General features: G+C 67.6%; 22 protein-coding genes. 9 read left to right on the plus strand and 13 right to left on the minus strand.

The features are described 5' to 3' along the window. Window positions 1–9 precede the first annotated feature (9 nt). The 4 genes from B215_RS0108430 to ku form a co-directional block, all read right to left on the minus strand. The gene (locus B215_RS0108430) at window positions 10–897 is read right to left on the minus strand and encodes a transglutaminase family protein (RefSeq protein WP_026009088.1); all 888 of its coding nucleotides are present in this window, start codon (window positions 895–897) and stop codon (window positions 10–12) included. Then, window positions 897–3377: a circularly permuted type 2 ATP-grasp protein gene (locus B215_RS0108435; protein WP_019369207.1), complete on the minus strand. Its 2481-nt coding sequence runs from the start codon at window positions 3375–3377 to the stop codon at window positions 897–899. The genes B215_RS0108430 and B215_RS0108435 overlap by 1 nt, the downstream gene beginning before the upstream one ends. Before the next feature lie 109 nt (window positions 3378–3486). Further along, the gene (gene ligD, locus B215_RS0108440; protein ID WP_019369208.1) at window positions 3487–5997 is read right to left on the minus strand and encodes a DNA ligase D; all 2511 of its coding nucleotides are present in this window, start codon (window positions 5995–5997) and stop codon (window positions 3487–3489) included. Continuing rightward, window positions 5990–6859 carry a non-homologous end joining protein Ku gene (gene ku, locus B215_RS0108445; RefSeq protein WP_019369209.1) on the minus strand — a complete coding sequence of 290 codons (870 nt, stop codon included), beginning with the start codon at window positions 6857–6859 and terminating at the stop codon, window positions 5990–5992. Before ku ends, ligD begins: the two co-directional genes overlap by 8 nt. 97 nt (window positions 6860–6956) lie before the next feature. Here ku and pdxH point away from each other — a divergent pair, with 97 nt between their 5' ends. The 6 genes from pdxH (at window position 6957) to B215_RS19830 (ending at window position 11250) form a co-directional block, all read left to right on the plus strand. Beyond that, the gene (gene pdxH / locus B215_RS0108450; RefSeq protein ID WP_019369210.1) at window positions 6957–7535 is read left to right on the plus strand and encodes a pyridoxamine 5'-phosphate oxidase; all 579 of its coding nucleotides are present in this window, start codon (window positions 6957–6959) and stop codon (window positions 7533–7535) included. After that, a complete protein-coding gene (locus B215_RS0108455; protein WP_019369211.1) occupies window positions 7532–8464 on the plus strand; it encodes a cation diffusion facilitator family transporter in 933 nt (310 codons plus the stop codon). The genes pdxH and B215_RS0108455 overlap by 4 nt, the downstream gene beginning before the upstream one ends. 55 nt (window positions 8465–8519) lie before the next feature. Further along, on the plus strand, window positions 8520–9695 hold the full coding sequence (locus B215_RS0108460; protein WP_019369212.1) for an MFS transporter: 1176 nt from the start codon (window positions 8520–8522) through the stop codon (window positions 9693–9695). A 60-nt stretch (window positions 9696–9755) separates the two neighbouring features. Next, a complete protein-coding gene (locus B215_RS0108465; protein ID WP_019369213.1) occupies window positions 9756–9941 on the plus strand; it encodes a hypothetical protein in 186 nt (61 codons plus the stop codon). An 8-nt stretch (window positions 9942–9949) separates the two neighbouring features. Beyond that, complete coding sequence (locus tag B215_RS0108470; protein ID WP_019369214.1) at window positions 9950–10570, plus strand: isochorismatase family cysteine hydrolase; 621 nt, start codon at window positions 9950–9952, stop codon at window positions 10568–10570. A 185-nt stretch (window positions 10571–10755) separates the two neighbouring features. Beyond that, window positions 10756–11250 carry a hypothetical protein gene (locus tag B215_RS19830; protein ID WP_019369215.1) on the plus strand — a complete coding sequence of 165 codons (495 nt, stop codon included), beginning with the start codon at window positions 10756–10758 and terminating at the stop codon, window positions 11248–11250. A gap of 47 nt (window positions 11251–11297) precedes the next feature. On the opposite strand, the gene B215_RS0108480 is transcribed toward B215_RS19830, so the two are convergent. Further along, entirely contained in the window at window positions 11298–11543 is a 246-nt protein-coding gene (locus B215_RS0108480) for a hypothetical protein (protein WP_019369216.1), read from the minus strand. Between the two features lie 256 nt (window positions 11544–11799). Here B215_RS0108480 and B215_RS0108485 point away from each other — a divergent pair, with 256 nt between their 5' ends. Continuing rightward, window positions 11800–12705: a manganese catalase family protein gene (locus B215_RS0108485; protein WP_019369217.1), complete on the plus strand. Its 906-nt coding sequence runs from the start codon at window positions 11800–11802 to the stop codon at window positions 12703–12705. Window positions 12706–12759: 54 nt separating this feature from the next. Then, window positions 12760–13551, plus strand: coding sequence for a ZIP family metal transporter (locus B215_RS0108490; RefSeq protein ID WP_019369218.1), 792 nt, complete (start codon window positions 12760–12762; stop codon window positions 13549–13551). A gap of 3 nt (window positions 13552–13554) precedes the next feature. Here the strand turns inward: B215_RS0108490 and B215_RS19835 are convergent, their stop codons facing one another. From B215_RS19835 to ligK, 8 genes are all read right to left on the minus strand, one after another. Beyond that, window positions 13555–14919 (minus strand): Coenzyme F420 hydrogenase/dehydrogenase, beta subunit C-terminal domain, encoded by a 1365-nt coding sequence (locus B215_RS19835; protein WP_037513364.1) that lies wholly within the window; start codon window positions 14917–14919, stop codon window positions 13555–13557. Continuing rightward, the gene (locus tag B215_RS0108500; RefSeq protein WP_236704452.1) at window positions 14912–16027 is read right to left on the minus strand and encodes a polysaccharide pyruvyl transferase family protein; all 1116 of its coding nucleotides are present in this window, start codon (window positions 16025–16027) and stop codon (window positions 14912–14914) included. Before B215_RS0108500 ends, B215_RS19835 begins: the two co-directional genes overlap by 8 nt. Before the next feature lie 163 nt (window positions 16028–16190). Continuing rightward, window positions 16191–16718, minus strand: a complete 528-nt coding sequence (locus B215_RS0108505) for a YcnI family copper-binding membrane protein (protein ID WP_019369221.1) — start codon at window positions 16716–16718, stop codon at window positions 16191–16193. A 19-nt stretch (window positions 16719–16737) separates the two neighbouring features. Continuing rightward, complete coding sequence (locus tag B215_RS0108510; protein WP_019369222.1) at window positions 16738–18759, minus strand: TonB-dependent receptor family protein; 2022 nt, start codon at window positions 18757–18759, stop codon at window positions 16738–16740. Between the two features lie 109 nt (window positions 18760–18868). Then, window positions 18869–19267, minus strand: coding sequence for a DUF2946 family protein (locus B215_RS21525; RefSeq protein ID WP_019369223.1), 399 nt, complete (start codon window positions 19265–19267; stop codon window positions 18869–18871). A 49-nt stretch (window positions 19268–19316) separates the two neighbouring features. Then, window positions 19317–20192 (minus strand): amidohydrolase family protein, encoded by an 876-nt coding sequence (locus B215_RS0108520; protein WP_019369224.1) that lies wholly within the window; start codon window positions 20190–20192, stop codon window positions 19317–19319. Beyond that, window positions 20189–21250, minus strand: a complete 1062-nt coding sequence (locus tag B215_RS0108525; protein WP_026009091.1) for a 4-oxalomesaconate tautomerase — start codon at window positions 21248–21250, stop codon at window positions 20189–20191. The genes B215_RS0108520 and B215_RS0108525 overlap by 4 nt, the downstream gene beginning before the upstream one ends. Next, window positions 21243–21917 (minus strand): 4-carboxy-4-hydroxy-2-oxoadipate aldolase/oxaloacetate decarboxylase, encoded by a 675-nt coding sequence (ligK, locus tag B215_RS0108530; RefSeq protein ID WP_019369226.1) that lies wholly within the window; start codon window positions 21915–21917, stop codon window positions 21243–21245. The genes B215_RS0108525 and ligK overlap by 8 nt, the downstream gene beginning before the upstream one ends. A gap of 102 nt (window positions 21918–22019) precedes the next feature. On the opposite strand from ligK, the gene B215_RS0108535 reads away from it, so the two are divergent. Beyond that, complete coding sequence (locus B215_RS0108535; RefSeq protein WP_019369227.1) at window positions 22020–23177, plus strand: LysR substrate-binding domain-containing protein; 1158 nt, start codon at window positions 22020–22022, stop codon at window positions 23175–23177. Window positions 23178–23193: the final 16 nt, after the last annotated feature.

Consider the following 23193-nt stretch of genomic DNA (forward strand, 5'->3'; position numbering starts at 1 on the left):
CGCCGATGGTCAGGCCGGCACTTCCAGCGGCTCGACATCGACCGATACGTGCATGTTCTGCGCGCCCGATCCCAGCACGATGCCGTCGATCGGCGCGATATCGGCATAGTCGCGGCCGATCGCCATGACGATGTGATCCTCGGCCATCCAAATGCCGTTGGTGGGATCGACGCCAGCCCAGCCCAGTTCCGGCCCGCACCACAGCAGCACCCAGGCATGAGTCGCGTCCGCCCCTACCAATCGCGGCTGGCCCGGCGGCGGCAGCGTGCGCAGATAGCCCGAGACATAGGCGGCCGGCAGCCCCGCCGCGCGCAGGCCGGAGAGCATGATCTGCGCGAAATCCTGGCATACGCCGCCCCGCTTGGCGAACGCTTCGTGCGGCGGGGTATCGACCAGCGTCGCGGTGGGATCGAAAGTGAAGTCGCGCTGGATACGCCGGGCGAGTGCGATCCCGGCTTCCAGGATGCCGCGATCGGTGTCCAGCTCCTCGGCGCACCAGGCGCCGATCTCGCGATCGAGCGGGATCAGCGGCGAAGGGAACAGATAAGCGGCAGGCCCGGCGGCGGTGGGATCGCGGCTTTCCCGCGCCCATGCCGCGACCTGGCGCAGCGAAGGATCGCGCGGCGAGGGAACGGGAATGGGCCGGTCGACCCGGATGCGTGCGCGGCTCTCGATCGTCAGGCTGCTTGCGTCGTGCTCCACCACGAGCCGTACGACATTGGCGAGGCCGGCTTCGGCGCGCGCCGGATAGGTGCGGCCGCCGGGCTGCACCGTCAGCCGATAATCCTCGATCATCTGGCCCGACCACAGGATAGGCTTCAGCCGCAGATTGCACCGGGCGAACGCCACCGGCTGCGCATAATCGAACCGCGTGACATGCCGGATCTGGTAGAGCATCATGCGAGCACGAGCCCCGCCGCGCGCAGCGGCTCGGCACCGTGCAGGAAGTATCGCCGGCCGATCGCATCGGACAATGTGCCCAGCCGCGCCTGGAGATCGGCCAGCCAGGCATCGTCGATCCGCGTTGCCCGCGCCGTGACCAGTGCGGCGGCGATGGCGCGGGCCTGCTCCTGTTGCGGTTCGGCAAGCCCGTCGTCGGACAGCACGGGAAGCGCGTTCAGATGCGCCGAGATCGCCGCCGCCTGGAAGGCGATCCCTCGCGGATTGCCCGGATCGAGCGCCAGCAGATCGAGCACCGGCACGCGCGCCATGCCGGTCAGATAGCGCTGCCGATAGCTGATCTGGCTGTCGCTCAGGTCGAGCAGCGTCGAAAGATCGTCGGCGGTGGCATCCGGCTGGCCGAGCGCGCGCAGAAAGCCGATCGTCGCAAGCGCGCGTTCGATGCGGCGGCCGAGATCGTGGAAGCGCCATGCATCGGTGCGGCCCATATGCTCGGCCGCCTGGCCCGCCAGCGCCGAATAGCGTCGCTGCAGCGATCCGGCGCGATCGAGCAGCACGCCGCGATCGGGGAACGGCGCGTCGAGCAGGCGGATCATGTCGGCCGAGAGGCGATCGCGCGAGACGGCGCCGATCATCCGCGCCTGCCGGTTGATCTGCCGCACGCTCTGCTCGCCGCTCTCCGATTCGAGCGCGGTGCGCGCGAGCTGCGTCAGTTCCTGCCGCTTCAGTCCGCGGGGGGGCGGCGCCGCACCCGCCATGATGACGAGCTGGGCCAGCCGGCCGACCGTTTCGGGCGACAGCGCCGCGCCGGTATCCGCGCTGATCGAATGGCCGAGCAGCACGCGCAGCACCGAAAGCAGCGCTTCGCCCCGCTCCAGATAGCGGCCGAGCCAGAACATATTGTCTGCCACGCGGCTGGGCAGCGTCCCAGGATTGCGGCGCAGCTGCGTCGAATCGCCCGCCGGCAGGAGCGAGACGGGCAGAACAGGATCGGGCCCATGCACACAGACGTCGGCGGACCAGCTGCCTTCGCCCATTACTGCGGCGCGCGTATCCGGATGCTCGCCGATCCGGGCGAAACCGCCAGGCATCACCACCCAGCGCCCCGTCGCGTCGCGTGCGGCGAAGACGCGCAGCGTGAACGGACGAGCGATCAGCCGGTCTTCGGTGACAGTCGGCATCGTGGACAGGCAGACCAGTTCCTGGCCGACATAATCCTGCGGCCGGCGCTCGAGATCTTCAAGGATGGCGGCGCGCGCGGCGTCATCGAGCTGCGCGCCGATCACCGGTGCGCCGTCGGGCAGGCCGATCAGCCGAGCGCCGAAGGCGGGCGCCACCACCAGCCGATCCAGCGTAGCGGCGACATGGGCCGCTTCTGCCGGCTGGCCGCACCACCAGGTTGCGATGTTGGGCAAGCGCAGCGGCGCGCCGAGCACCACTTCGCTCAGGCGCGGCAGGAACGCGGCGAATGCCGGCGCCTCCAGCAGCCCCGCGCCCGGTGCGTTGGCGATCACGACGTTGCCGGCCACCATCGCGTCGATCAGCCCGGCAACGCCGATTCGGGAGTGCGAATCGAGCGCCAGCGGATCCAGGAAGCGCGGATCGAAGCGGTGCCACAGTGCATCGATGCGCTTCAGCCCTGCGATGGTGCGGACGTACAGCCGATCGTCGAGCACGGCGAGATCGGCGCCCTCCACCATCAGAAAGCCGAGATAGCGCGCAAGATGGGCCTGCTCGGCATAGCTGGCGGTGAAGCGGCCCGGCGTAAGCAGCGCCATGCGCGGCTCGGCGCGGCGACAGGCGGCCGCGATGCCGTCGCGAAATGCGGCGAAGAAGGGCGCATGGCGCTCGATGTTCAATCGGCCCTGCAGTCCGCCCAGCGTCCGCGCCATCGCCAACCGGTTCTCCAGCGCATAGCCGGCACCCGCTGGCGCGCGCAGGTGATCGGCCAGCACGCGCCAGTTTCCATCCGGATTGCGGCACAGATCGAAGGCGACGAAATGGAGGTGGTGCTCGCCCGGCGGCGTCAAATGGGTGAGTGGACGCAGGAAGAAGGGGCTTCCCGTGACCAACGCGGCCGGTACATGGCCGTCCGCTACCAGTCGGCAGGGGCCGTACAGATCCTTGAGTAGCGCTTCCATCAGTTCGGCGCGCTGGATCGCGCCGGCTTCGATGTCGCGCCATTCGCCGGTATCGATCAGCAGCGGCACCGGGGAGAGCGGCCAGGGCCGTTCATCCCCTTCGTCACCGACCCGGTAGCCGGTGCCGATATCCTCGGCATGGCGATGCGCGCGCTCCCGTGCCAGGGCGAAGCCGTCGCCCGAAAGGCCGGCAAGCTCCTCGAACAGGGCGGTCCACGCATCGCTGGTGCGCGCCCGCAGCACGTCGCCTGCCGGCGCCTGCCCGCAATAGTCCGTAATCCAACGATCGGCGATCGTGCCGGCGTCGAACAATCCCGCCTCGGCAAGGCTGACCACAGCTGCTTCCCTTTCCTCGCGAGGGTGATGGGCGAAAGGTTGCTGCCATGCAACACGCGAGATGTGCGAGTGGGGGCAAAAGCGGTACCGGTCCGGCGCTGGTCGCCGATCAAACGTCGGGCAGCGTCTGGTCGGCGATGCCCCAGCCGCGCAGACTGCGGCCTTGCGCGCGTTCGATCAACATGTCGGCGTCGCGGATCGTGAACCGGGCAGCGCTGTCCGTCTCGCGCAGTTCGGTCCAGGTTACCGGCGTGGCGACCGGCGCGTTTTCGCGGGCGCGGGCGACATAGGGCAGCACCGCCGTCGCGCCGCGCTGGTTGCGCAGATAGTCGATGAAGATGCGTCCCGTGCGACTGGCCTTTTTGAGGTTGGCGGTGAAGCGCTCGGGCTCGGCCTGGGCAAGGGCGCGGGCGAAGCGCTCGCAGAAGCTGCGCGCCGCGGGCCATTCCGCGTGCGGCACCAGCGGCACCACCACGTGCACGCCTTTGCCCCCGGAGAGCATCGGCCAGCTGGTGAGACCGATCTCGGCGAGCTGCTCCTTCAGAAACTCCGCCGCTTTCTTGACCACGGCAAAGTCCAGACCCTCGTCCGGATCGAGATCGAACACCAGCCGATCGGGCTTCTCGATATCGGCGACGCGGGATCCCCAGCCGTGAAATTCGATCGTGCCCATCTGCACGCAGGCGAGCATGCCATCGGCATCGGATACGTAGAGATAGGGTTCGGTGGAGCCGTCCTTTTCGCGGATATCGACATGGTGGACCTGCTCGCCGAAGCTGCCGGCATCGTGCTTCTGGAAGAAGCATTGTTTGGCGCGGCCCTGCGGACAGCGGACCAGGCTGATCGGGCGATCGGCCAGCCAGGGCAGCGCGATCGGCGCGACGGCGCTGTAGTAATCGGCAAGGTCGCCCTTGGTGAGCTTCGATTCGGGAAAGATCACGCGATCGCGGCTGCTGATCTTGATCGTACTAGGCGCGGCCTCGGGCAGCGCGGCGGGTTCCTCCGCCACTACCGCCTCAGCCGGCTTGTCCTCGCGCAGACCGAGGAAGCTGGCATGGCGCACCACTTTCTCGGCGGTGAACTCGGCAAAGGCGATTTCCGCGACCAGTTCGGGTTTCACCCAACGCGCGCCGCGTGCTTCGGGGCGGGGGACCTTGGCGGCGGGGGCGTCGGCGGCAAGTTCGTCCAGGCGCTCGCGCAGGGAAAGCAGCGTCTCGGCGTTGAAGCCGGTGCCGACCTTGCCGGCATAGACCAGCCCGTCCGGCCCGTTCAGCCCGAGCAGCAATGACTTGAACCCGCGTCCCCTGGCGCTCGAAGCGCTCCAGCCGAGGATCACGAATTCCTGGCGGTGCGTGCATTTGATCTTCAGCCACGCCTTGCTGCGCGTGCCGCGATAGGGCGCGTCGGCGCGTTTCGAGACAATCCCCTCGAACCCTTCGCGGCACATGCTTTCGAACAGCTTCTCGCCATGGCCGATCACATGTTCGGAGAAGCGCAGGCGATCGTCGACGCCGTCCATCAGCGCGCGCAGGCGTTCCTTGCGCTCGATCTGGGGGAGGGCGGTCAGGTCCTCGCCCGCGTCGGCGAGCAGATCGAAGGCGAAGCACAGCAGCCCCTCGCCGCCGGCGGAGATCGCCTCCTGCAGGGTGGAGAAGTCAGGCTTGTCGCCCTGCATCGCGACGATCTCTCCGTCGATCAGCGCGCCGGCGGGCAGGCCGGCAGCGGCTTCGGCGATGCCGGGGAACTTGGCGGTCCAGTCCAGGCCGGAGCGGGTGTAGATCTTCGGCCCGTCCGTGCCGGTGGCAATAAGCGCGCGGTAGCCGTCGTACTTGATCTCGTGGAGCCACTGGTTCCCGGTGGGGACGGTGTCGACCAGCGTGGCGAGCTGGGGAGATTGGAACGACGGGGCTTTCGATCCTTTTCCGGAGGCCCGCTTCGCTTTCGCCCCCCTCCCGCTTGCGGGAGGGGGTGATGTGGAAGAAGGGCTGCTAGGTTTCCGCCCCTCCCCCGACCCCTCTCGCACGCGGGAGGGGGGCGCAGGCTTCTTCCCCTCGGCAATCTCCTGCATCGTGCGACCAGTGGTGACGCTGGTGAGGCCGGTTTCCACCAGCTCGTCCGTCGCCCCGGCGAACTCGTCGTTGATCTTGCGGAGCAGCCAGTTCTCGGCCTTTTCCTTGCCTCGGGGCTTGAGCCGGATCAGCAGCCATTCGCCCCGCATGCGCTCGCCGTGCAGCACGAAATGGAGATGGCCCTTCTCCAGATCCTTGGCACTCTTGCCCGGGATCGGCTCCCAGGTGCCGTTGTCCCACAGCATTACCGTGCCGCCGCCATATTGGCCCTTGGGGATAGTCCCCTCGAAATCGGCATAGGAGAGCGGATGGTCCTCGGTGCGGACCGCCAGCCGTTTCTCGTCGGGGTCCAGGCTGGGCCCGCGCGTCACCGCCCAGCTTTTGAGCACGCCGTCCACTTCCAGCCGGAAGTCCCAGTGCAGCCGTGTCGCGTCATGCTTCTGGACGATGAAGCGATTGCCGCCTCCCTTGGCGACCTTGCCGGCGGGCTCCGCCGTCTTGGCGAAGTCGCGCTTGGCATTGTAGCGGGCGAGGCTGTCGGGCTCAGGCACGTTTCTTCGCCGCCGGTTTCTTGGCCGGGGCCTTTTTGGGCGCAGCCTTGGCCTTTGAGGCAGGCTTGGCGTCGCCGGGGCCTAGCGACTTCTTCAGCGCCGCCATGAGGTCCACCACGTTCGAACCCCGGCTGTCCGCCTTGTCGGGATCTTCCTCGATCACCTTGGCGCCCTTGGCCTTTTTCTTCTTCTCGATCAGGTTGCGCAGCGCGTCGACATAGCGATCGTGAAAGCCCTTGGGGTCGAACTTGCTCGCCTTCTTCTCGATCAACGTTTGCGCCAGATCGAGCAGTTCGGGATCGGGCTCGCTGTCCGCGATTTCGCGGAAATAGCCCTGCGCCTTCTGCACCTCATCGGCATAGCGCAGCGTCTCGAGGATCATGCCGCGCCCGCAGGGCTTGAGGCTGACGATATACTCGCGGCCGCGCATCGCCAGCTGGCCCAGCCCCACCTTGCGCGCCCGCCGCAGCGCCTCGCGCAGCACGATGAAGGCCTCCTCTGCCAGTTCATCCGCCGGCACGACGAAATAGGGACGCTCGTAATAGAGCACGTCGATTTCGTCGGCGTCGACGAACTGAGTCAGCTCCAGCGTTTTCTTGGATTCCAGCTTTACCGCGTCGATCTCGTCCTGTTCGAGCAGGACATATTCGCCCTTCTCGATCTCGTATCCCTTGACGATCTCGTCGGGCTCGACCGTGCCGACGCCGGGCGCGACCTTTTCGTACTTGATCCGCTGGCCGCTCGGCTCGTGAATTTGATGGAACGCGATCTGCGCGCCGGATTTGGTGGCGGTGTAGATCTCGACGGGAATCGAAACGAGGGCCAGCCGAATCTGTCCCTGCCAATAGGCGCGTGCGGCCATGCGGAAGTCTCCTCGTTGCAGGCCCGATTCAATTCCCCAAAGGTCACAGTGTTCCGCCCATCGCAACGGCGGCGTTTAGGCTGTAGAGGCAGACCGTATGAGCACCGACCCTTTCGCGCTTTTCCACGACTGGTACACCGAAGCGCGCACCACCGAATTGAACGATTCCAACGCGATGGCGCTGGCGACCGCCGATGCGCAGGGCCGCCCCTCGGTGCGGATGGTGCTGCTGAAAGGCTATGACGAACGCGGCTTCGTCTTCTACACCAACCGGGAGAGCAGGAAGGCCGGCGACCTGGCCGCCAACCCTTATGTTGCGCTGCTGTTCCACTGGAAGTCGCTGCGCCGCCAGATCCGGATCGAAGGCGCGATCGATCTCGCCAGCGACGCGGAATCGGACGCCTATTTCGCCAGTCGCAGCCGCGATTCGCAGCTCGGCGCCTGGGCCTCGGACCAGTCGCGCCCGCTTGATGCCCGCGCGACGTTCGAGGCGCGCTTCGAGGAAGTACGCGCCCGCTTCGAAGGCGGTGCGGTGCCGCGCCCGCCGCATTGGGGCGGCTATCGCGTGACGCCGGAGCGGATCGAGTTCTGGCTCGATCGCGAACACCGTTTGCACGAGCGCCGCGTCTTCACCCGCGCCGGCGACGGTTGGAGCGAAGGCATGTTGTTCCCATGAGCAACCTCGCCCGCCGGGCCGCGCTGGCCAGCGTCGCCAGCGCCGTGTTGCTGGGGGCGCTCAAATCCTATGCGGCGGTGAAGACAGGATCGGTGGCGGTGCTGGCCAGCCTGGCCGATTCGGGGCTCGACCTGATCGCTTCGCTGGTCACGCTGGGCGGCGTGCACTGGGCCGCGCAGCCGGCGGACGAGAAGCACCGTTTCGGCCATGGCAAGGCGGAGGCGCTGGCGGCGCTGTTCCAGGTGGCGATCATCGCGATTTCCGGCTTCGCCATTCTGCTACGCGCGGTGCAGCGGCTGCTGCAGAACCAGGCGAGCGCCGCACCCGAGGCGGGCATCGTCGTGTCGGTGATTGCGATGGTGGTGACGCTGGCGCTCACCCAATATCAGCGTTCGGTCGTGCGCCGCACCGGATCGATCGCGATCACGACGGACAGTATTCACTATAGTTCGGATCTGTTCCTCAACGCCGCCGTCATCGCCGCTCTGGTGCTGGAAAGCTATGTCGGCATCGCCGGCGCCGACCCGATCTTCGGCATCGCCATCGCGCTGTGGCTGCTATGGGGCGCCTGGCGCGCTTCCGTCGCGGCGATCGATCAACTGATGGATCGCGAATGGCCGGAGGAGAAGCGCCGCCGCTTCGTCGAGATCGCCGCCACCTATCCCGAACTCAACAGCCTGCACGATCTGCGCACCCGTACCAGCGGCAATCGCGACTTCGTGCAGTTCCATGTCAGTATGCGCCCGACGATGACGATCGCCGCGGCGCATGACGTGGTCGAGCGGCTGGAAGCGGCGCTGGCGGAGGCGTTTCCGGATACCGAGATCCTGATCCATGTCGATCCGGACGGCCATGTCGACGAGCCTGGCAATGCGATGGTGGAGGCCAATCTGCTGGATGACGGCGACGTTACGAGCGGCGGACGGTAACAGCCGGGCCGGAGGCTCCCTATCTGGGCGGGCCCACCCGCCAGGAGACGCCCCGATGCATGCACCGCCCGTCCCCGCCACGCTTGGCCGCGGCCTTACCTTCGCCATGGCGGCGGCGGCGGGGATCGCGGTGGCGAACATCTATTACAACCAGCCGCTGCTCGGGATTATCGAACGCGACCTGCCCGGCCAACCGGCGGGGCTGGTGCCGACGGCAACCCAGCTCGGCTATGCGGCGGGGCTGTTCCTGCTGGTGCCGCTGGCCGACCTGCACGAGCGCAAGCAACTGATCGTGCTGCAATTACTGGTGCTCGCCGCAGCGCTGGTGGGCGCCGCGACCGCACCGAATGCATGGATGCTGATCGCGGCTTCGCTGCTCGTCGGTGCGGCGGCGAGCGTGGCGCAGCAGATTGTGCCGTTCGCCGCGCACCTCGCCGATCCGGCCCGGCGCGGGCAGACAGTGGGTATGGTGATGGCGGGGCTGCTCTGCGGCATCCTGCTCAGCCGCACGCTTTCCGGTTTCGTGGGCACGCATGCGGGCTGGCGCGAGATGTTCTGGCTGGGCGTGCCGCTGGCGCTCGGCACCGCCGCGGTGATGGCGTGGCGGTTGCCGCGCAGCCATCCCGACAGCGGGCTCGGCTATGGCGGGTTGCTGCGTTCGCTGGCCCAGCTCTGGGTGGCGTTTCCGCCGCTGCGGCTGGCGGCAATCACCCAAGCGCTGTTATTTGCGGGATTCACGGCCTTCTGGACCATCCTCGCGCTGTACCTGCAATCGCCGCGCTTCGGCTTGGGGGCGGATATCGCCGGCCTGTTCGGCGTGGTTGGCGCCGCCGGCATCCTGGGCGCGCCGCTGGCGGGCCGCATCGCCGATCGCACCGGACCGCACCTGGTGGTGTTGGTGGGTGCGCTGCTGGCGGTGGCGAGCTGGGCGATCTTCGGTCTGTGGGCCAGCATCGTCGCGCTGGTGATCGGGGTCGTGCTGCTCGATTTTGCGGTGCAGAGCGCGCTGGTTGCCAACCAGCATATCGTGTTCGCACTGCGGCCGGAGGCGCGGGCGCGGCTCAATACCGTGCTGATGGGATCGATGTTCCTAGGCGGCGCCGGTGGGTCGGCCACGGCGACCCTGGCCTGGCAGGGCGGCGGGTGGAGCGGCGTGGCGCTGCTGGGCGGCGGGCTGTCGCTGGTTGCCGCGGGGCTGCAGCTAGCGAACCGACGAAGTAACCGAAGTTAAAGCGAAAAACGGGAACGGCGGGGCCTGCATGTCGTTGGTTCTCCCATCAGGAGAAGCGCCATGCCCGATCCGGACACGCATACCCACTCCCAGCCTCGCCCCAATGTCTCGACCGAACCCGGCGAAAAAGGCGATGCCGGCGGCACCAGCACCCAGCCGCGGCCGAACCTTTCCACCGAGCATCAGCAGGAAGGCGATGCCCGCCATCCGAGCGACACGCTCGATCGCGGCCAATCGGCGCGCTGAGCCCGGCGATGGACAGCGTCGAAACGGCTGCCACAGCACCGGCGCGCGATCGGCCCGGCAGTGCCGCGGCGCTGTTGATCATCGACATGATCAACACCTTCGACTTCGAAGGCGGCGATGCACTCCGGGCGCGGGCGGCGACCATCGCCGGTCCGATCCGCCGACTTCGCGATGCGTTCGACGCGGCCGAATTGCCCACCGTCTATGTCAACGACAACTTTGGCGAATGGCATTCCGAAAAGTCGCGGCTGATCGAGCAGGCCATGGCCGATGCGCCGGAGGCGATTGCACGCCTAACGCCGCGCGACTGCGATTACTTCGTTCTGAAGCCGCAGTTTTCCGGCTTCTACGCGACCAACCTGCCGGTGCTGCTGCCCAAGCTGGGCGTCCGCCGGCTGGTGCTTACCGGTGTGTCGACCGACATCTGTGTGCTGTTCACCGCAGGGGACGCGCATATGCGCGACTATGCGCTGTGGGTGCCGGAAGATGCGGTGGCGAGCCAGGATGCCGATCGCGGCCGATGGGCGCTCGAGAGCATCGCCCAGAGCATGAGCGCCGACATCGCCGCGACGAGCGACCGGGATCCTGCCGAATGGATCGCCGAGAGCGCGCACGACCTGCCGGGATAACCGGCGCGGCGGCGCCAGAGGATGCTCGACGTGCGGCAGCGGAAGACGTGCGCTTGCTCTGGTTAGAGAGTTGATAACACAAGTGAAAGTTTCGGAACGTCGTTGCCCGCCGGGCGGTTGACCCCTAGCCGTCCGGCGTTTCGCGTGCCGGGCGCATCGATCCTCCAAGCGCAAGGAACGGGCCAATGGACTATCGCAAAATCGGATTTGGGCTGGGCGTGTTTTCGATCGGGCTCGGCATTGCCGAACTCGCTGCGTCGAAGCGCATCGCGCGCGGCCTCTCGGCCGGCGACCAGGATGGGTTGGTGCGTGCGTTCGGCGCGCGCGAACTGCTGGCGGGCGCCGCGCTGCTCGCGGGGCCGGCGCATGGCGCGCGGGTGTGGAACCGGGTGGCCGGCGATGCAATGGACATCGCCGCGCTGGGCTTAGCCGCACGCCGATCGCCGCAGAACAGGGCGGTTTGGGGCGCGCTCGCCTTCGTCGCCGCCGCCACCGCGATCGATATCGTAACCGCAATCGGGCTGGATCGCACCACCGGCAAAACGCTGCCAACGGGGCAGGAGGAAACCGAAGAGAAGGAGCGCATGCCCGCTGCCGACACGCCGCAGACCGTGGAAGGCAAGGCAACGTCGATCGAGCCGGCCACCATGCCGCAGGCGCTGGCGCCGGCAGTGGGCTGATCGCCCGACCTTCTCCCTTTCCGCAAGCGGGAGGGGAGAAGGTGCGGCTATTCCTCGCCTTTCGTTGTGGCGTTGGGGTTGCTGCCGCCTTCGTAGTTGATGTGGCTCTGGCCGCCATGGCCCATGAAGTCGCCGGGCCCCTCCTTCCGCTTCTTGTCCGGATAGGGGTTGGGATAGGCGCCGCCTTCGCTCTCGCCCAGTTCGCGCCCGTGCGTCTCGGTGTCGGAAACGCCGTCTGGAGCGCCCTTGTGTGTGCCGCCGCCTGCGGCCTGCATCGGCTGTTTGTCGCTCATCTGCCAAGCTCCTGATCTATAACTCTTCTGCGCGTTCAACGAAGCGGCACTCGGCGCCGTTCCCCTGATCGGTTTCGTCGCTCAGTGCCGCCAAAGCAGCTTTGTTGAAGAAGCCGGAACAAGCCGCCTGCGGAGCCGCGCTCGGCAACAATTATCACTCAGGTTAATTGCAAAAGATCGATCAATGCGAGGTAGTTGAAACTACGGGCAAATCCAGCCGCTCTTGTCGGGGACGCAACTGACAAGGAGAGACGGCATGTTCATGCATAACAAGCGCCTGCAATATACAGTGCGGGTGGCCGAACCGAACCCGGTACTCGCTTCGCTGATGCTCGAACAATTTGGCGGGCCGGACGGCGAATTGGCGGCAGCGATGCGCTATTTCACGCAAGGCCTGGCCGAGGATGATCCCGGTCGCAAGGACATGCTGCTCGACATCGCCACCGAGGAGTTGAGCCATCTGGAAGTGATCGGCTCGATCGTCGCTATGCTCAACAAGGGCGTGAAGGCGCATGTCAGCGAAGGCGACATGGAAGAAGCCGAGCTGTACATGTCGCTGACCCAGGGCGGCAACAGCCATACCCAGGCGATCCTCTATGGCGGCGGGCCTGCGCTCACCAACTCGTCGGGCGTGCCATGGACGGCCGCCTATGTCGACAGCCGGGGAGACCCGACCTGCGATCTGCGCTCGAACATCGCCGCGGAGAGCCGCGCCAAGATCGTCTATGAGCGGTTGATCAACCTTACCGACGACACCGGCATTCAGGATGCGCTGAAGTTCCTGATGACGCGCGAGGTTTCGCACCAGAAGTCGTTCGAGAAGGCGCTGTATGCGATCGAGGACAATTTCCCGCCGGGCAAGCTGCCGGGCGTGCCGGAATATTCGAGCATGTACGTCAACACCTCGCAGGGCGAAGGCGATATGCGCGGGCCTTGGAACGACGGGCCGGAATGGGACCGTGTCGACGATCTGCAGCAGACGCTGCCCGCCGATGATGGCGACGGGATGCCGACGGTAGCGCTCGGCTCCGCCGACAAGGCGGCGTTGACTCAGCTTGCGGAGCGAACCAAATCTGATCCCAGCACCAACCCCACCACCGGTGCCGATCTCGCGGCCGGCCCGGGCGCGGGGCGCACCAAGTCGGACGTCGAGAACGTCTGATCCATTTTCCCGGCCGGGCGTTGTCCGGCCGGGAACCCATTTTTTCGGAGCGGCATGGCGGGCCAGTCGATCATCATGGCAGGCGCGCTGGGCAGCCTGGTCGCCGGGCTGGCGACCGGCATCGGCGCGATTCCTGCGCTGTTCCTGCGCAAGCCCAGTGACGAGCAGCAGAACCTGCTGCTGGGCTTTGCCGCGGGCGTGATGCTCGCGGCATCGTTCTTCTCGCTGATCATGCCAGCGATTCGCCAAGCCGAGGCGCGCGGCGCGAGCGGCGTCGAGGCATCGCTGATCGTCGCCTGCGCGGTGCTGCTGGGCGCCTGGGGTATTGCCAGGCTGCACGATCTTGCCGGGCCGCTGGAGCGCGCAGGGCTGGGCCCGCCGGGCATCGCCGACAGTGCGGTGCAGCGTCGGATCTGGCTGTTCGTGCTGGCGATCACGCTGCACAATTTCCCCGAGGGCATGGCGGTGGGCGTCAGCTTTGGCGGGGGCGATCTGGAGGCCGGTCGTGCCACCGCGCTCGGGATCGGCATCCAGAATATTCCCGAAGGACTTGCCGTGGCCATCGCGCTGCAGAGCGCAGGATATGGTCGTGCGATGTCGGCGCTGGTTGCGCTCGCCTCGGGGCTGGTCGAGCCGCTTGCCGGGCTGATCGGCGTCAGCATCGTCGCTTCCGCCCAGGCATTCCTGCCCTGGGGGTTGGGGCTGGCGGCGGGCGCGATGATCTATGTCGTCGCATCGGACATCATCCCCGACGCGCACCGCCGCATCGCCGGCGGAGGACGCGCCTCGGCCGGGTTGATGGCGGGGCTGGCGGCGATGATGTTCCTTGATACCGCCTTTGGCTGAACGTCAGCGGCGCTCCATTCGGTCCAGCCAGGCGCCGAGCCGCCCGCGCGAATAGGTCAGCGCCTGATACAGACTTAGCGAGGCTTTCGCCCAACGGATGTACAGGCTCGGCATGCCCAGCCGGTCTGCCACCCAGGCAACGCGGTGGCTCCACGCCGCGATTCCGGCGCGGGTGCGGTAGACGAGCTTGCGGCGCCAGCCTATCCCCGCGGCGCGCGGCGCCACCCGTTTGCGCGGCGTGATCCCCCGGCGATGCCAGGTCAGGCGATAGGCGAGGCCCTCGCGCCGGTGCCGCAGCCCGGCATCCTGCGTGCCGGCGATGAAATCGGCATCGACCGGGTCGAGCGCCAGTCGCCCCTTATCGATCGCGCCCTGCAGCATATCCAGCAGCATCGGCGCCCGGACGATCACCACATTGGTGCCGCGCCCGTCGGAGGAATAGGGCTCCACCCAGGCATCGCCGAACGCAATGTCGGCAGTCTCCGCCACCACGTCGTCGCAGGCGTTGCAGGCGCTGTTCTGAAAGAACCCCGCCCCCCAATCGCCGTCCGCCAGATGCCACCAATCCTGCCAACGCGCGCTGCCGTCGGTAAGCGTCAGATGCGCGGTGTACCAATTGGCCGGTCTCGACGCATCCTTGCGGCGATACTCCACCGCCGCCACCTCGTTCGGATCGACGGCCAGCTGCCAGGCGAAGCTGTCGACCAGTCGCCCGCTCTTCATATGCCCACAGAACAGCCCCAGCGTGGCGACGATACGCTCGGCGAACACGGGCTCTGCTGCGCGGGCGAGGTTCACCGCTTTCAGGAAACAGGGGATACCCACAACGGCGTAGCGGCCGGGTACGGTCCGAATCTCGTCCAGAATCTGGGCCAGATGTACCGGATGGTAGCGAGAGCGCGCGCCTTCGGCGATCGCCTCCAGGCTGCGCGAGATGCGATAGCCGAAATGCGGTGCGCCGGGCCCGGGCAGCGGCACGACATGGGCGACGCCGTCGATCATCCCCTGGCGCAGCAGCTCGGCCGCGACCCAGCTCACCATGCCGCCGGAACTGCCGCCCGCCCGGAAATCACCCTCTGCGGCATGGCCGACATAGGCGCTCTCGAACCGGCCGATCCGCGCGTCTACAACGGGTGCGCTGGGAAAGCGGGCGTCGGCGATCGCATCCTCGTCCGCCGCTGCCGGCGAGAATGGACAGGTGGCCGCAAAGCGCGGCGTTGGCGTGTCGCGCCAGCCTGCGGGGCCGTGCGGTTTCAGCTGGCGATATTCGTCCCATTCCATCCGGCCGCCGCCCTGCACCGCGCACGCGCCGCAGCCGATGCACAATCCGGAGCGATCAATGGCACCGGGGCTGGGCGCCTCAGCCAAGCACCCGGTCCAGATAGGCGTCGGACTGGTCGCGCAGCGTAGCGATCCGCTTGTTGATGCCGGCATCGAGCGGCGCGTCGAGAAGAGCATCGAGCGCGATCGGCGCCTCGGGGATCAGCAGGTGCCGCTCGGCGCCGAGCAGCGACGTGAGGTCGCGCACCTTGTTCCAACGATAGGAGGACGGGGCGCAGGCGAACGGCTTGTCGTTCAGCAGCGCAAACACGCAGCCATGGAAGAAATTGGTCAACACCGCTTCGGCGCCCGCCATCGCCGCGGCGAAGTCGTGCGGGCCTGCCTCCAGCCATTGCTCGTCGGCCCAGTCGTTCCGATAGCCGATGCTGATCAGCCGGATGTCCCGCGCCTTCGCCCAACTGCGCGCAGCTTCGGCAAACGCATCGGGCAGGCTGTGACCATAGACGATCACGTATCGACCATCGGGGGGCGGCGTCGCCGCATCGGCCAGCGGCGGAAATTGCAGGCAGGGATCGAGCACCAGCGCCGGCGCGCGGCCGATCGCCTCGGTCACCAGCCGACGGCTGTTCTCGTCGCGCACGGCAATCGCGTCGAAGCGGCGCAGCTGATCCTGCCAGTAGGGATCAAGCCCCGAATCGGCATCATAGCTGCCGAAGCTGGCGGCATAGGTGGCGACGCAATCCGCGTTCAGACCGATGCCGAAGAAGATCGATGCGCCGCCATACCAGGGATGTTGCAGGTTCCATACCTCGTCACTGCCGACCAGCACGGTATCCACATGCGGCATCGCCAGCGGATCGACGAGATCGAAGCCTGGAGAAAGCGGCAGCGCATCGAAGGCGCAGAGGAACTTGCGCAGCTTGGCGGCATAGCGCCGTTGGTCGGCAGCGCTCGCCCGCACCGGCAAGGTCGGCTGCAGCGCGTTGCGCCACTCGGCGCGCGTGACTCGGGGCGATTCATGGTCGAGCAGCATCACCGGGTGGCCGCGCGCATGCACGCCCTCTGCCAGACAGCGCGCCTGCCAATAGGAACCATAGTTGATGCAGCGATGGAAGGTGAGGATGCCTACGGAGCGCGTCTCCGCGTGGCGTTCCTGCATGGCGCTGGTGAAATCGTCCACGCCGGAAAGTCTCATGCGCGCGCTCTCCGGGCGCGGCAGTCGGCCGAAGCCATAGATGGTCCTCCCTTTCGTCGCGCGTTGAACGAGGGGAGGGCGTATGAGTTTCCCGCACGCGAAAAATCGCTGCGTTGCGGAAGAACCTCCCCCGCGTGAACCGCAGAGGAGGTTCGGCTTCGGCTCAGTGCGCCGCGTGGTCTCCATGTGCGGCGGTCAGCATCAGCATCGGGGCGGGGTTCTTGGTCGCGTGCCACGCCTCGGGGCTGGCGGGCAGATTCACCCAGGCGTTGCTGCCACTCGTGCAGCGCTGCGTGGTGGGGAAGTAAAGAGCGCCGGGTGCGCCCGGCAGCTTCATCATGATGCCGAATTGGTCGAACTGATCGGCCGGCAGGCGCCCGGTCCAGGTGATGGCGGCGACGCGCTGGGTGATCGTCGTGCCGCCTTCCCCCTGGATCGGCTTGGGGAGCGGGGCGTGCTCCACCGCCAGCGTCCAGCCCGGCTTGGGCTGGGGCCGGGCGGAAAGCACGCCGGCGGGTATCTCGACGCGGATCGAGACGGTGTCCGCCAGCCCGCAGCCATGGCTCACGCGCAGGAAGCCGGCATAATAGCTGCCGGCCGTCGCCTGCGCGTCGGCGAAGACGATATGAGCGTGTGCGCCCATCGGCAGCAGCAGCGCGAGAGCGGTGAGGATCGGTCGTGCACGAAACATGGTGGCTACTCCCAGAGGGTCAGAAGGCAAGGCGGACGCCGCCGAACAGCGAACGCCCTTCGCCGGGGAAGAACACGGCGGTGCTGGCGGTCCGCGCGTCGGTGACGGCGGCGAATTCGGCGGTGTAGCGCTTGTCGGTGAGGTTGCGCGCATCGACGAACAGTGTCGCCGGACCGATCGCGAATCCGGCGCTGAGGGCGAGCAGCGCATAGCCCGGCGCTTTCATCGCGTTGGCATAGTCCACCCACACGTCCTTGATCCGCCAGTCGAGAAAGGGCTCGACGAAGATCCCGTGCGGCCCGTCATAGCGCAGCGACACGCGATACTGGTGCTCGGGCGCCACTGGCAGCCGGTTGTTGCCGTAGCTGCGATCGTCCACGAAGCGGAAGTCGCTCCACGCATAGGTCTGCCGCAGGCGCACGCCCGGGCGAAGCCGCCAGTCGAGGCTCGCCTCCACGCCGCTATGCCGCGTATCGCCCGCATTGAAGATCGTCGCCGGCAGGTTGGCGCTGGGCAGATAGCTTAGCAACTCGCCCTCGATCGTCGCCCGGTACCAGGTCAGATCCCAGGTGAACGCCCCCGCCTTTCCTCGCGTGCCGAGTTCAGCCGTCCAGGCGCGCTGGGGATCGAGCGGTACGAACAGCTGGCCGCTGCTGTTGGTCTGGGTCAGCGCGCCGAAATGCGGCGGCTCCACCGATCGGGTGTAATTGGCATAGACCTGCACCGCGCCTGCTTCGTAGAGCAGCCCGACGCGTGGTGCGAACCAATCGTACTCGACCGACTGGCTGCGCCCCGACAGCCGGTTGGCATAATCGCGGGTCGCTCGGCCCCAGGATGCGCCCGCCACCAGCGCCAGTTGCGGCACAACGAAGAAGCGGCCTTCGGCGAACAGGTCCAGCCCGGACGCCTGCTGCGCGCTTTCGCCGATGCGGGGTCCGTTTCGGCCCAGCGCGTTGACGAACAGCCCTTGGTTGGTGCCGCCCTGCCGATAATAGGCGCCGAAGAACAGGTCCGCCCGGTGCCCCGCCACCGTGCCGCGCAGGTCGAACCGCCCAAAGGCGCCCTGGGTGTCGCTATCCTGATCGATCACGATCGAGATCGGGTGATGCAGATCGGTCTGCGTCGCATAGACGCCGCCTTCGAACACCAGCCCTTCGGAAAGCCGAAGATGCGTCTGCAGGGTCACCCGCCCCACGGTCTGGTCGCGCGCCTGTCGACGGGCGACCACGCCCGTACCGGCCCGCCGCGGCGTGGCGAGTGCGCTGTCCAGCGTCACCGCGCCGGGCACGCCCTGGCGGATATCGGCGGCGTAGCCGATCAACCGAACTTCATTCTCGGCGCCGAAGCGATAGCCCAGGTTCAGCGTGCCGCGCGTCTGATCCTGCTGCGATTGCTCGCGATAGCCTGCGGAGTGAAAGCTGTTGATGCCGGCATAGTAATCGAGGGCGCCTGCCGTCGCTCCTCCGGCCGCCTGCACCCGCCAAGTTTCGAACGCGCCGCCTTCCAGCCGCATGGAAAACGGCGTCGCGGTGGTGCCGCCATTGGGGGTGATGAGGTTTACCGCACCGCCAAGCTGCGCGCCGCCGAAGCGCAGCGCGTTGCCGCCCTTGTACACCTCGATGTACCGGGCCCCGAGTGGATCGATTTTCTGCAGGTCCGAAAAGCCGTCGGCCTCGGCAAAGGGCACGCCGTCCTGCGCCAGCAGCACGCCGCGCTGGTGAAAGCTCTGGTCCAGCCCCGATCCTCGGATAGAGAGGCGCGATTCCTCGCCATAGCGCTTGTTGGAGAGCACGCCCGGCACGTCGCGCAACAGATCCGGCAGGCCGACGACGCTGCGATCCCGATAGGTTTCTGCCGCGACTACGGAAACGGATCCGGGTGTGCGGGCAAGTCGGCCGCGCGCGTCGGAGACGACCTGCGGGTCCTCCGGGGCACTTGCCGCGGTGACGATGATTTCGGGTTCGCCCGATCGGCCTGCTTGGGCGAAGACGAGCGTAGCGGCGCTCGACGCGAGAGCCGCGCCGATGAACAGTTTGTACAATGGATTTCCCCTTTTGGCAGCGCGACTTGCGCGCTCCGCTTCTCCTGTTCCGGCGTCGCGCGAGCACAACGATCCCAAGGCGGGATCGCTGCGGGCGACGCGGAGGTTTTCAGGCGGTAAGGGGCGGCGCTCGTAGCGGCGGTCGCAGCCGCGCCGGGGCGCGGGGCGAGGGGGGCAGGCCTGCGGCCCGTCCGGCGGCCAGCACGAACAGCAGCAGCGCGGCGAGCTGGATCGAATCCGCCCCGCCGATTGCCACCATCGCCAGATCGGCAAAGGCGCAGGACGACTGCATCTGCGCGTCGCTCGAGTGGTGCTTCATGCCCGGAATGGCGACGTCGATCGCTGGCATCGGGCCGTAGCCGCTGCAAAAGGCGAGCCGCAGCGTGCCGTCTTGCGCGGCCACCGGCATGAAGCCTGCGGGCACGCAGACGCGGACCAGCAATGCCGCCGCGATTAGTGCGAAGGCGAGCCAGCGATGCGCGCGAAAATGGAGCCGCAGCCGAAGCATGGGGTGGTGATACGGCGTCCGCGTGCCACTGTCATTAAGACAGGTTGTCCTAGGCTTGCTCGGGCCAATAGAGTCGCATCGGGTTGGCGACGAGCAGCTTGTGCTGCAGCTCGGGCGTCGGGGCGATGCGCGGGATCATGTCCACCAGCGTGCCGTCGTCGGGGATGGCATCCTGCATGTTCGGGTGCGGCCAGTCGGTGCCCCACAGCACACGGTCCGGATAGTCGGCGACGAGCGGCGCGACGGCGGCGGCGAAATCGTCCCAGGGCGGTCCCTTGGCGTCGAGCCGGTCGGGGCAGGTCACCTTGGTCCAGATGTCGTCGCGGCTGTCGAGCAGCGCGCGGAAGGCCTGCATGTCGGGGCCGTCCGGTCCCTGCGCCACGTCCGGCCGACCCATATGGTCGATCACCAGCAGGGTCGGGATCGCATCGAGGAAGGGGCGCAGCTCGGCGAGGATGTCCGCCTCGAAATAGACGACCACATGCCAGCCGAGCGGCTGGATGCGGCGCGCGATCTCCAGGAACTTGTCCTTGGGCGCATCGTCGACCAGCCGTTTGAGGAAGTTGAAGCGCACGCCGCGGATGCCACCGTCGTGCAGTGCCTCCAGCGCGGCATCGCCGATCGCGGGATCGACTACCGCTACGCCGCGCGCGCAGCCGTTCGACTTGGCGATGGCGTTCAGGGTCGCGGCATTGTCGGTGCCGTGGCAGCTCGCCTGGACGATGACGTTGCGGGCGAAGCCGAGCTTGTCCCGCAGCGCGAACAGCATCTCCGGCCCGGCATCTTCGGGCAGATATTTTGCTTTGGCGCTGAACGGGAATTCCGCCATCGGCCCGAACACGTGGCAGTGTGCGTCCACCGCGCCGGGGGGCGGGGTGAAGCGGGGAACGCTGGGATCGGCATGCCAGCTGGTGATGCGGTTCATGCGAAAACTTCTCCGTCCATCAGCTTGCGGGCGGTCCGCAGCATCGCAGCGCTGACCACCGTGCCCTGTTCGTCCAGCTCCATCACGCAGGTCGTCTCGCCCGTGGGATGCTCGACCGACAGCGTCTTGCGGCGGCCTTCCGGGATTGCCGCCACTTCGGCGGCGGGCGAGCCGGGGAGCAGACAGGCGGTGGCGACGCTCACCGCGCCGAGGACGCCGATCGAGGCATGGGCGCGGTGCGGAATGAAGCTGCGCACCGTTACCGCGCCGCCATCTTTGGGCGGCGCGACAAGCATCATCTTGGGCACCGACTTCTCGCGCACGTCGCCCAGGTTCATGCGCTCGCCCACCGCGAGGCGGATCGCTTCGATGCGGGCCTTGAGCGCCGTATCGGCGTCTAGCGTGTCGCGACCCTCATAGCCGGTGACGCCGACATCCGCCGCCTTCAGCACCACGCAGGGCATGCCGTTGTCGATCAGCGTAACCGGCACGCCTTCCACCACATCGACCGCATTGCCAGTTGGCAGCAGGGCCCCGCAGGAAGAGCCGGCGGTGTCGCGAAACTCCAGCGGGATCGGCGCGGCGGTGCCCGGAACACCGTCGATCCGCGCGTCGCCGGCATAGGTGACGCGGCGGCCGGGGGTCTGCACCAGAATCTCGGCGCGCTGGCCGGTATTGACCAGATAGACGCGGACACGGGTTTCGCCGTCTTGGGGCTCAACCAGCCCACGCTCGATGGCGAACGGGCCGATGCCGGCGAGGATGTTGCCGCAATTCTGCGCGTCCGAGACGATCGCCTGGTCGACGAACACCTGGAGGAACAGATAGTCGACATCGGCGCCGTCACGGGTGGACCTGCTGACGATCGCGACCTTGCTGGTCAGCGGATCGGCGCCGCCCATGCCGTCGATCTGGCGCGGATCGGGCGAGCCCATGATGCGCAGCAGAAAGGCGTCGCGCGCGGCCGGATCGGCGGGCAGATCCTCGGCGAGGAAGAAGGCGCCCTTCGATGTGCCGCCGCGCATCCACATCACGCGGGCAGAGATCGGCTCAGACATATTTCAGGCCCATCTCTTCGAGGCGCGGGCGCATGTTGTAGATGTCGAGCCCGAGTTCGCCGGCGGCGAGGCGCTTGCGTTTGGCTTCTTCCAGCGCCTCGCGGGCCTGCGCCTTTTCAAGCACCGCGGCGGCGTTCGCGCGGGGAACGACGCAGACGCCGTCATCGTCGGCCACGATCACGTCGCCTGCGTTGACCAGCGCATTGGCGCAGACCACCGGCACGTTGACCGAGCCGAGCGTGCCCTTGATCGTGCCCTGCGCATGCACCGCCTTCGACCAGACCGGGAAGCCCATCGCGGTCAGGTCGCGGATGTCGCGCACGCCGGCGTCGATGATCAACCCGCGGCAACCGCGCGCCTGCGCGGAGGTGGCGAGCAGGTCGCCGAAATAGCCGTCGGTGCACGGGCTGGTCGGCGCGAGCACCAGAATGTCGCCGTCGCGCAGCTGCTCGATCGCGACATGGACCATCCAATTGTCGCCCGGCGGCGCGGAGATCGTCACGGCGCTGCCGGCGATCCGGGCGCCTGCATAGATCGGCCGCATATGTGGGGCGAGCAGGCCGGTGCGGCCCTGCGCCTCGTGGACGGTCGCCACGCCGGCATGGGCGAGGCCGTCGATCACCGCAGGATCGGCGCGTTCGATGTTCTGGACGACGATGCCCGACATGGCAGCTCCTCTTGCTTCTTTTGCCGGTTGAGGTGCGCGCACCGCCCCCGGCGAGCCAATCGGAAGGATGGCACAGCCATTAGTTTTTGCTAATCCTGCTCTGTGCAGGTCGACCAGCTCAATATCCGCCATCTGGCCGCGATGGCTGCTGCCGTACGGCTGGGCAGCGTCAGCCGCGCGGCGGAGGCGGTGCATTTGACCCAGCCGGCGGCGACGCAGGGCATCGCCAAGCTGGAGGGGCAACTGGGCCTTGCACTGTTCGAGCGGCGCGCGACGGGCATGGAACCAACAGAGGCGGCGCTGCGGCTGGTGCCGCGCGTCGAGGCGGCGTTGCGGCTGATCGGCAGCAGCCGGGTGACCGCGGCGCAGCTCCGCGCCTTCGTCGCGCTGGCGCAGCAGGGCAGTTATCCGGCGGCGGCGCAGGTCGCCGGGGTGACGGTTTCCTCGCTTCATCGCGCCGTCGGCGACCTGGCGCTCGCGCTAGGGCAGCGTCTGGTCGACCGGCGCGGGCGCGGGCTGGTTCTGACCCATCACGGCGCGCAGGTGGCGCGGCGGCTGCGGCTGGCGCTTGCCGAATTGCGCGCAGGCGTCGAGGACCTGGGCGAACTGATCGGACGGACTTCCGGACGAATCTCGATCGGAGCGATGCCGCTGTGCCGGGCCCGGCTACTGCCTCATGCGATCAACGCGTTCCGGCGCGACCACCCCGGCGTCGACATTCTGATCCATGAGGGCGCGCATGGCGAACTCGTCGGTCCCTTACGCGATGGCGAGATCGACCTGATGATCGGCGCGTTGCGTGATCCCGACACGCTGGGCGCCGATCTGGTGCAGGCGCGGCTGTTCGACGACCGGCCGACGATCATCGGGCGGGCGGGCCATCCGCTGATGGGACGACCGGATCGGCTGACCGCGTTGCACTGCTATGGCTGGATCGTCCCGCCGGAGGGCACGCCGCTGCGCACGCTGTGGCGAAACCTGTTCGCGGCTGTCGGCGGGCCGCTGCCGCTGGTGCCGATCGAATGCGGATCGGTGATGACGATCCGCGAACTGCTCCAGGCCGGAGATGAACTCACGCTGCTGTCGGTCGACCAGCTGGCGGTGGAGCTGGCGGCAGGGATGCTGGTCGATCTTGGCCCCGCTCCAGGGGCGGTGACGCGCACGATCGGCGTGACGCACCGCGCCGATTGGCGCCCGACCCGCGCACAGGCCGGCTTCCTGGAGATGCTGCACGCATCGGCAACGAAGCTCTATACGTAAAAACTTATACCGGGCG

It is taken from the genome of Sphingomonas sp. ATCC 31555 (assembly GCF_000282895.1).
Taxonomy (GTDB): domain Bacteria; phylum Pseudomonadota; class Alphaproteobacteria; order Sphingomonadales; family Sphingomonadaceae; genus Sphingomonas.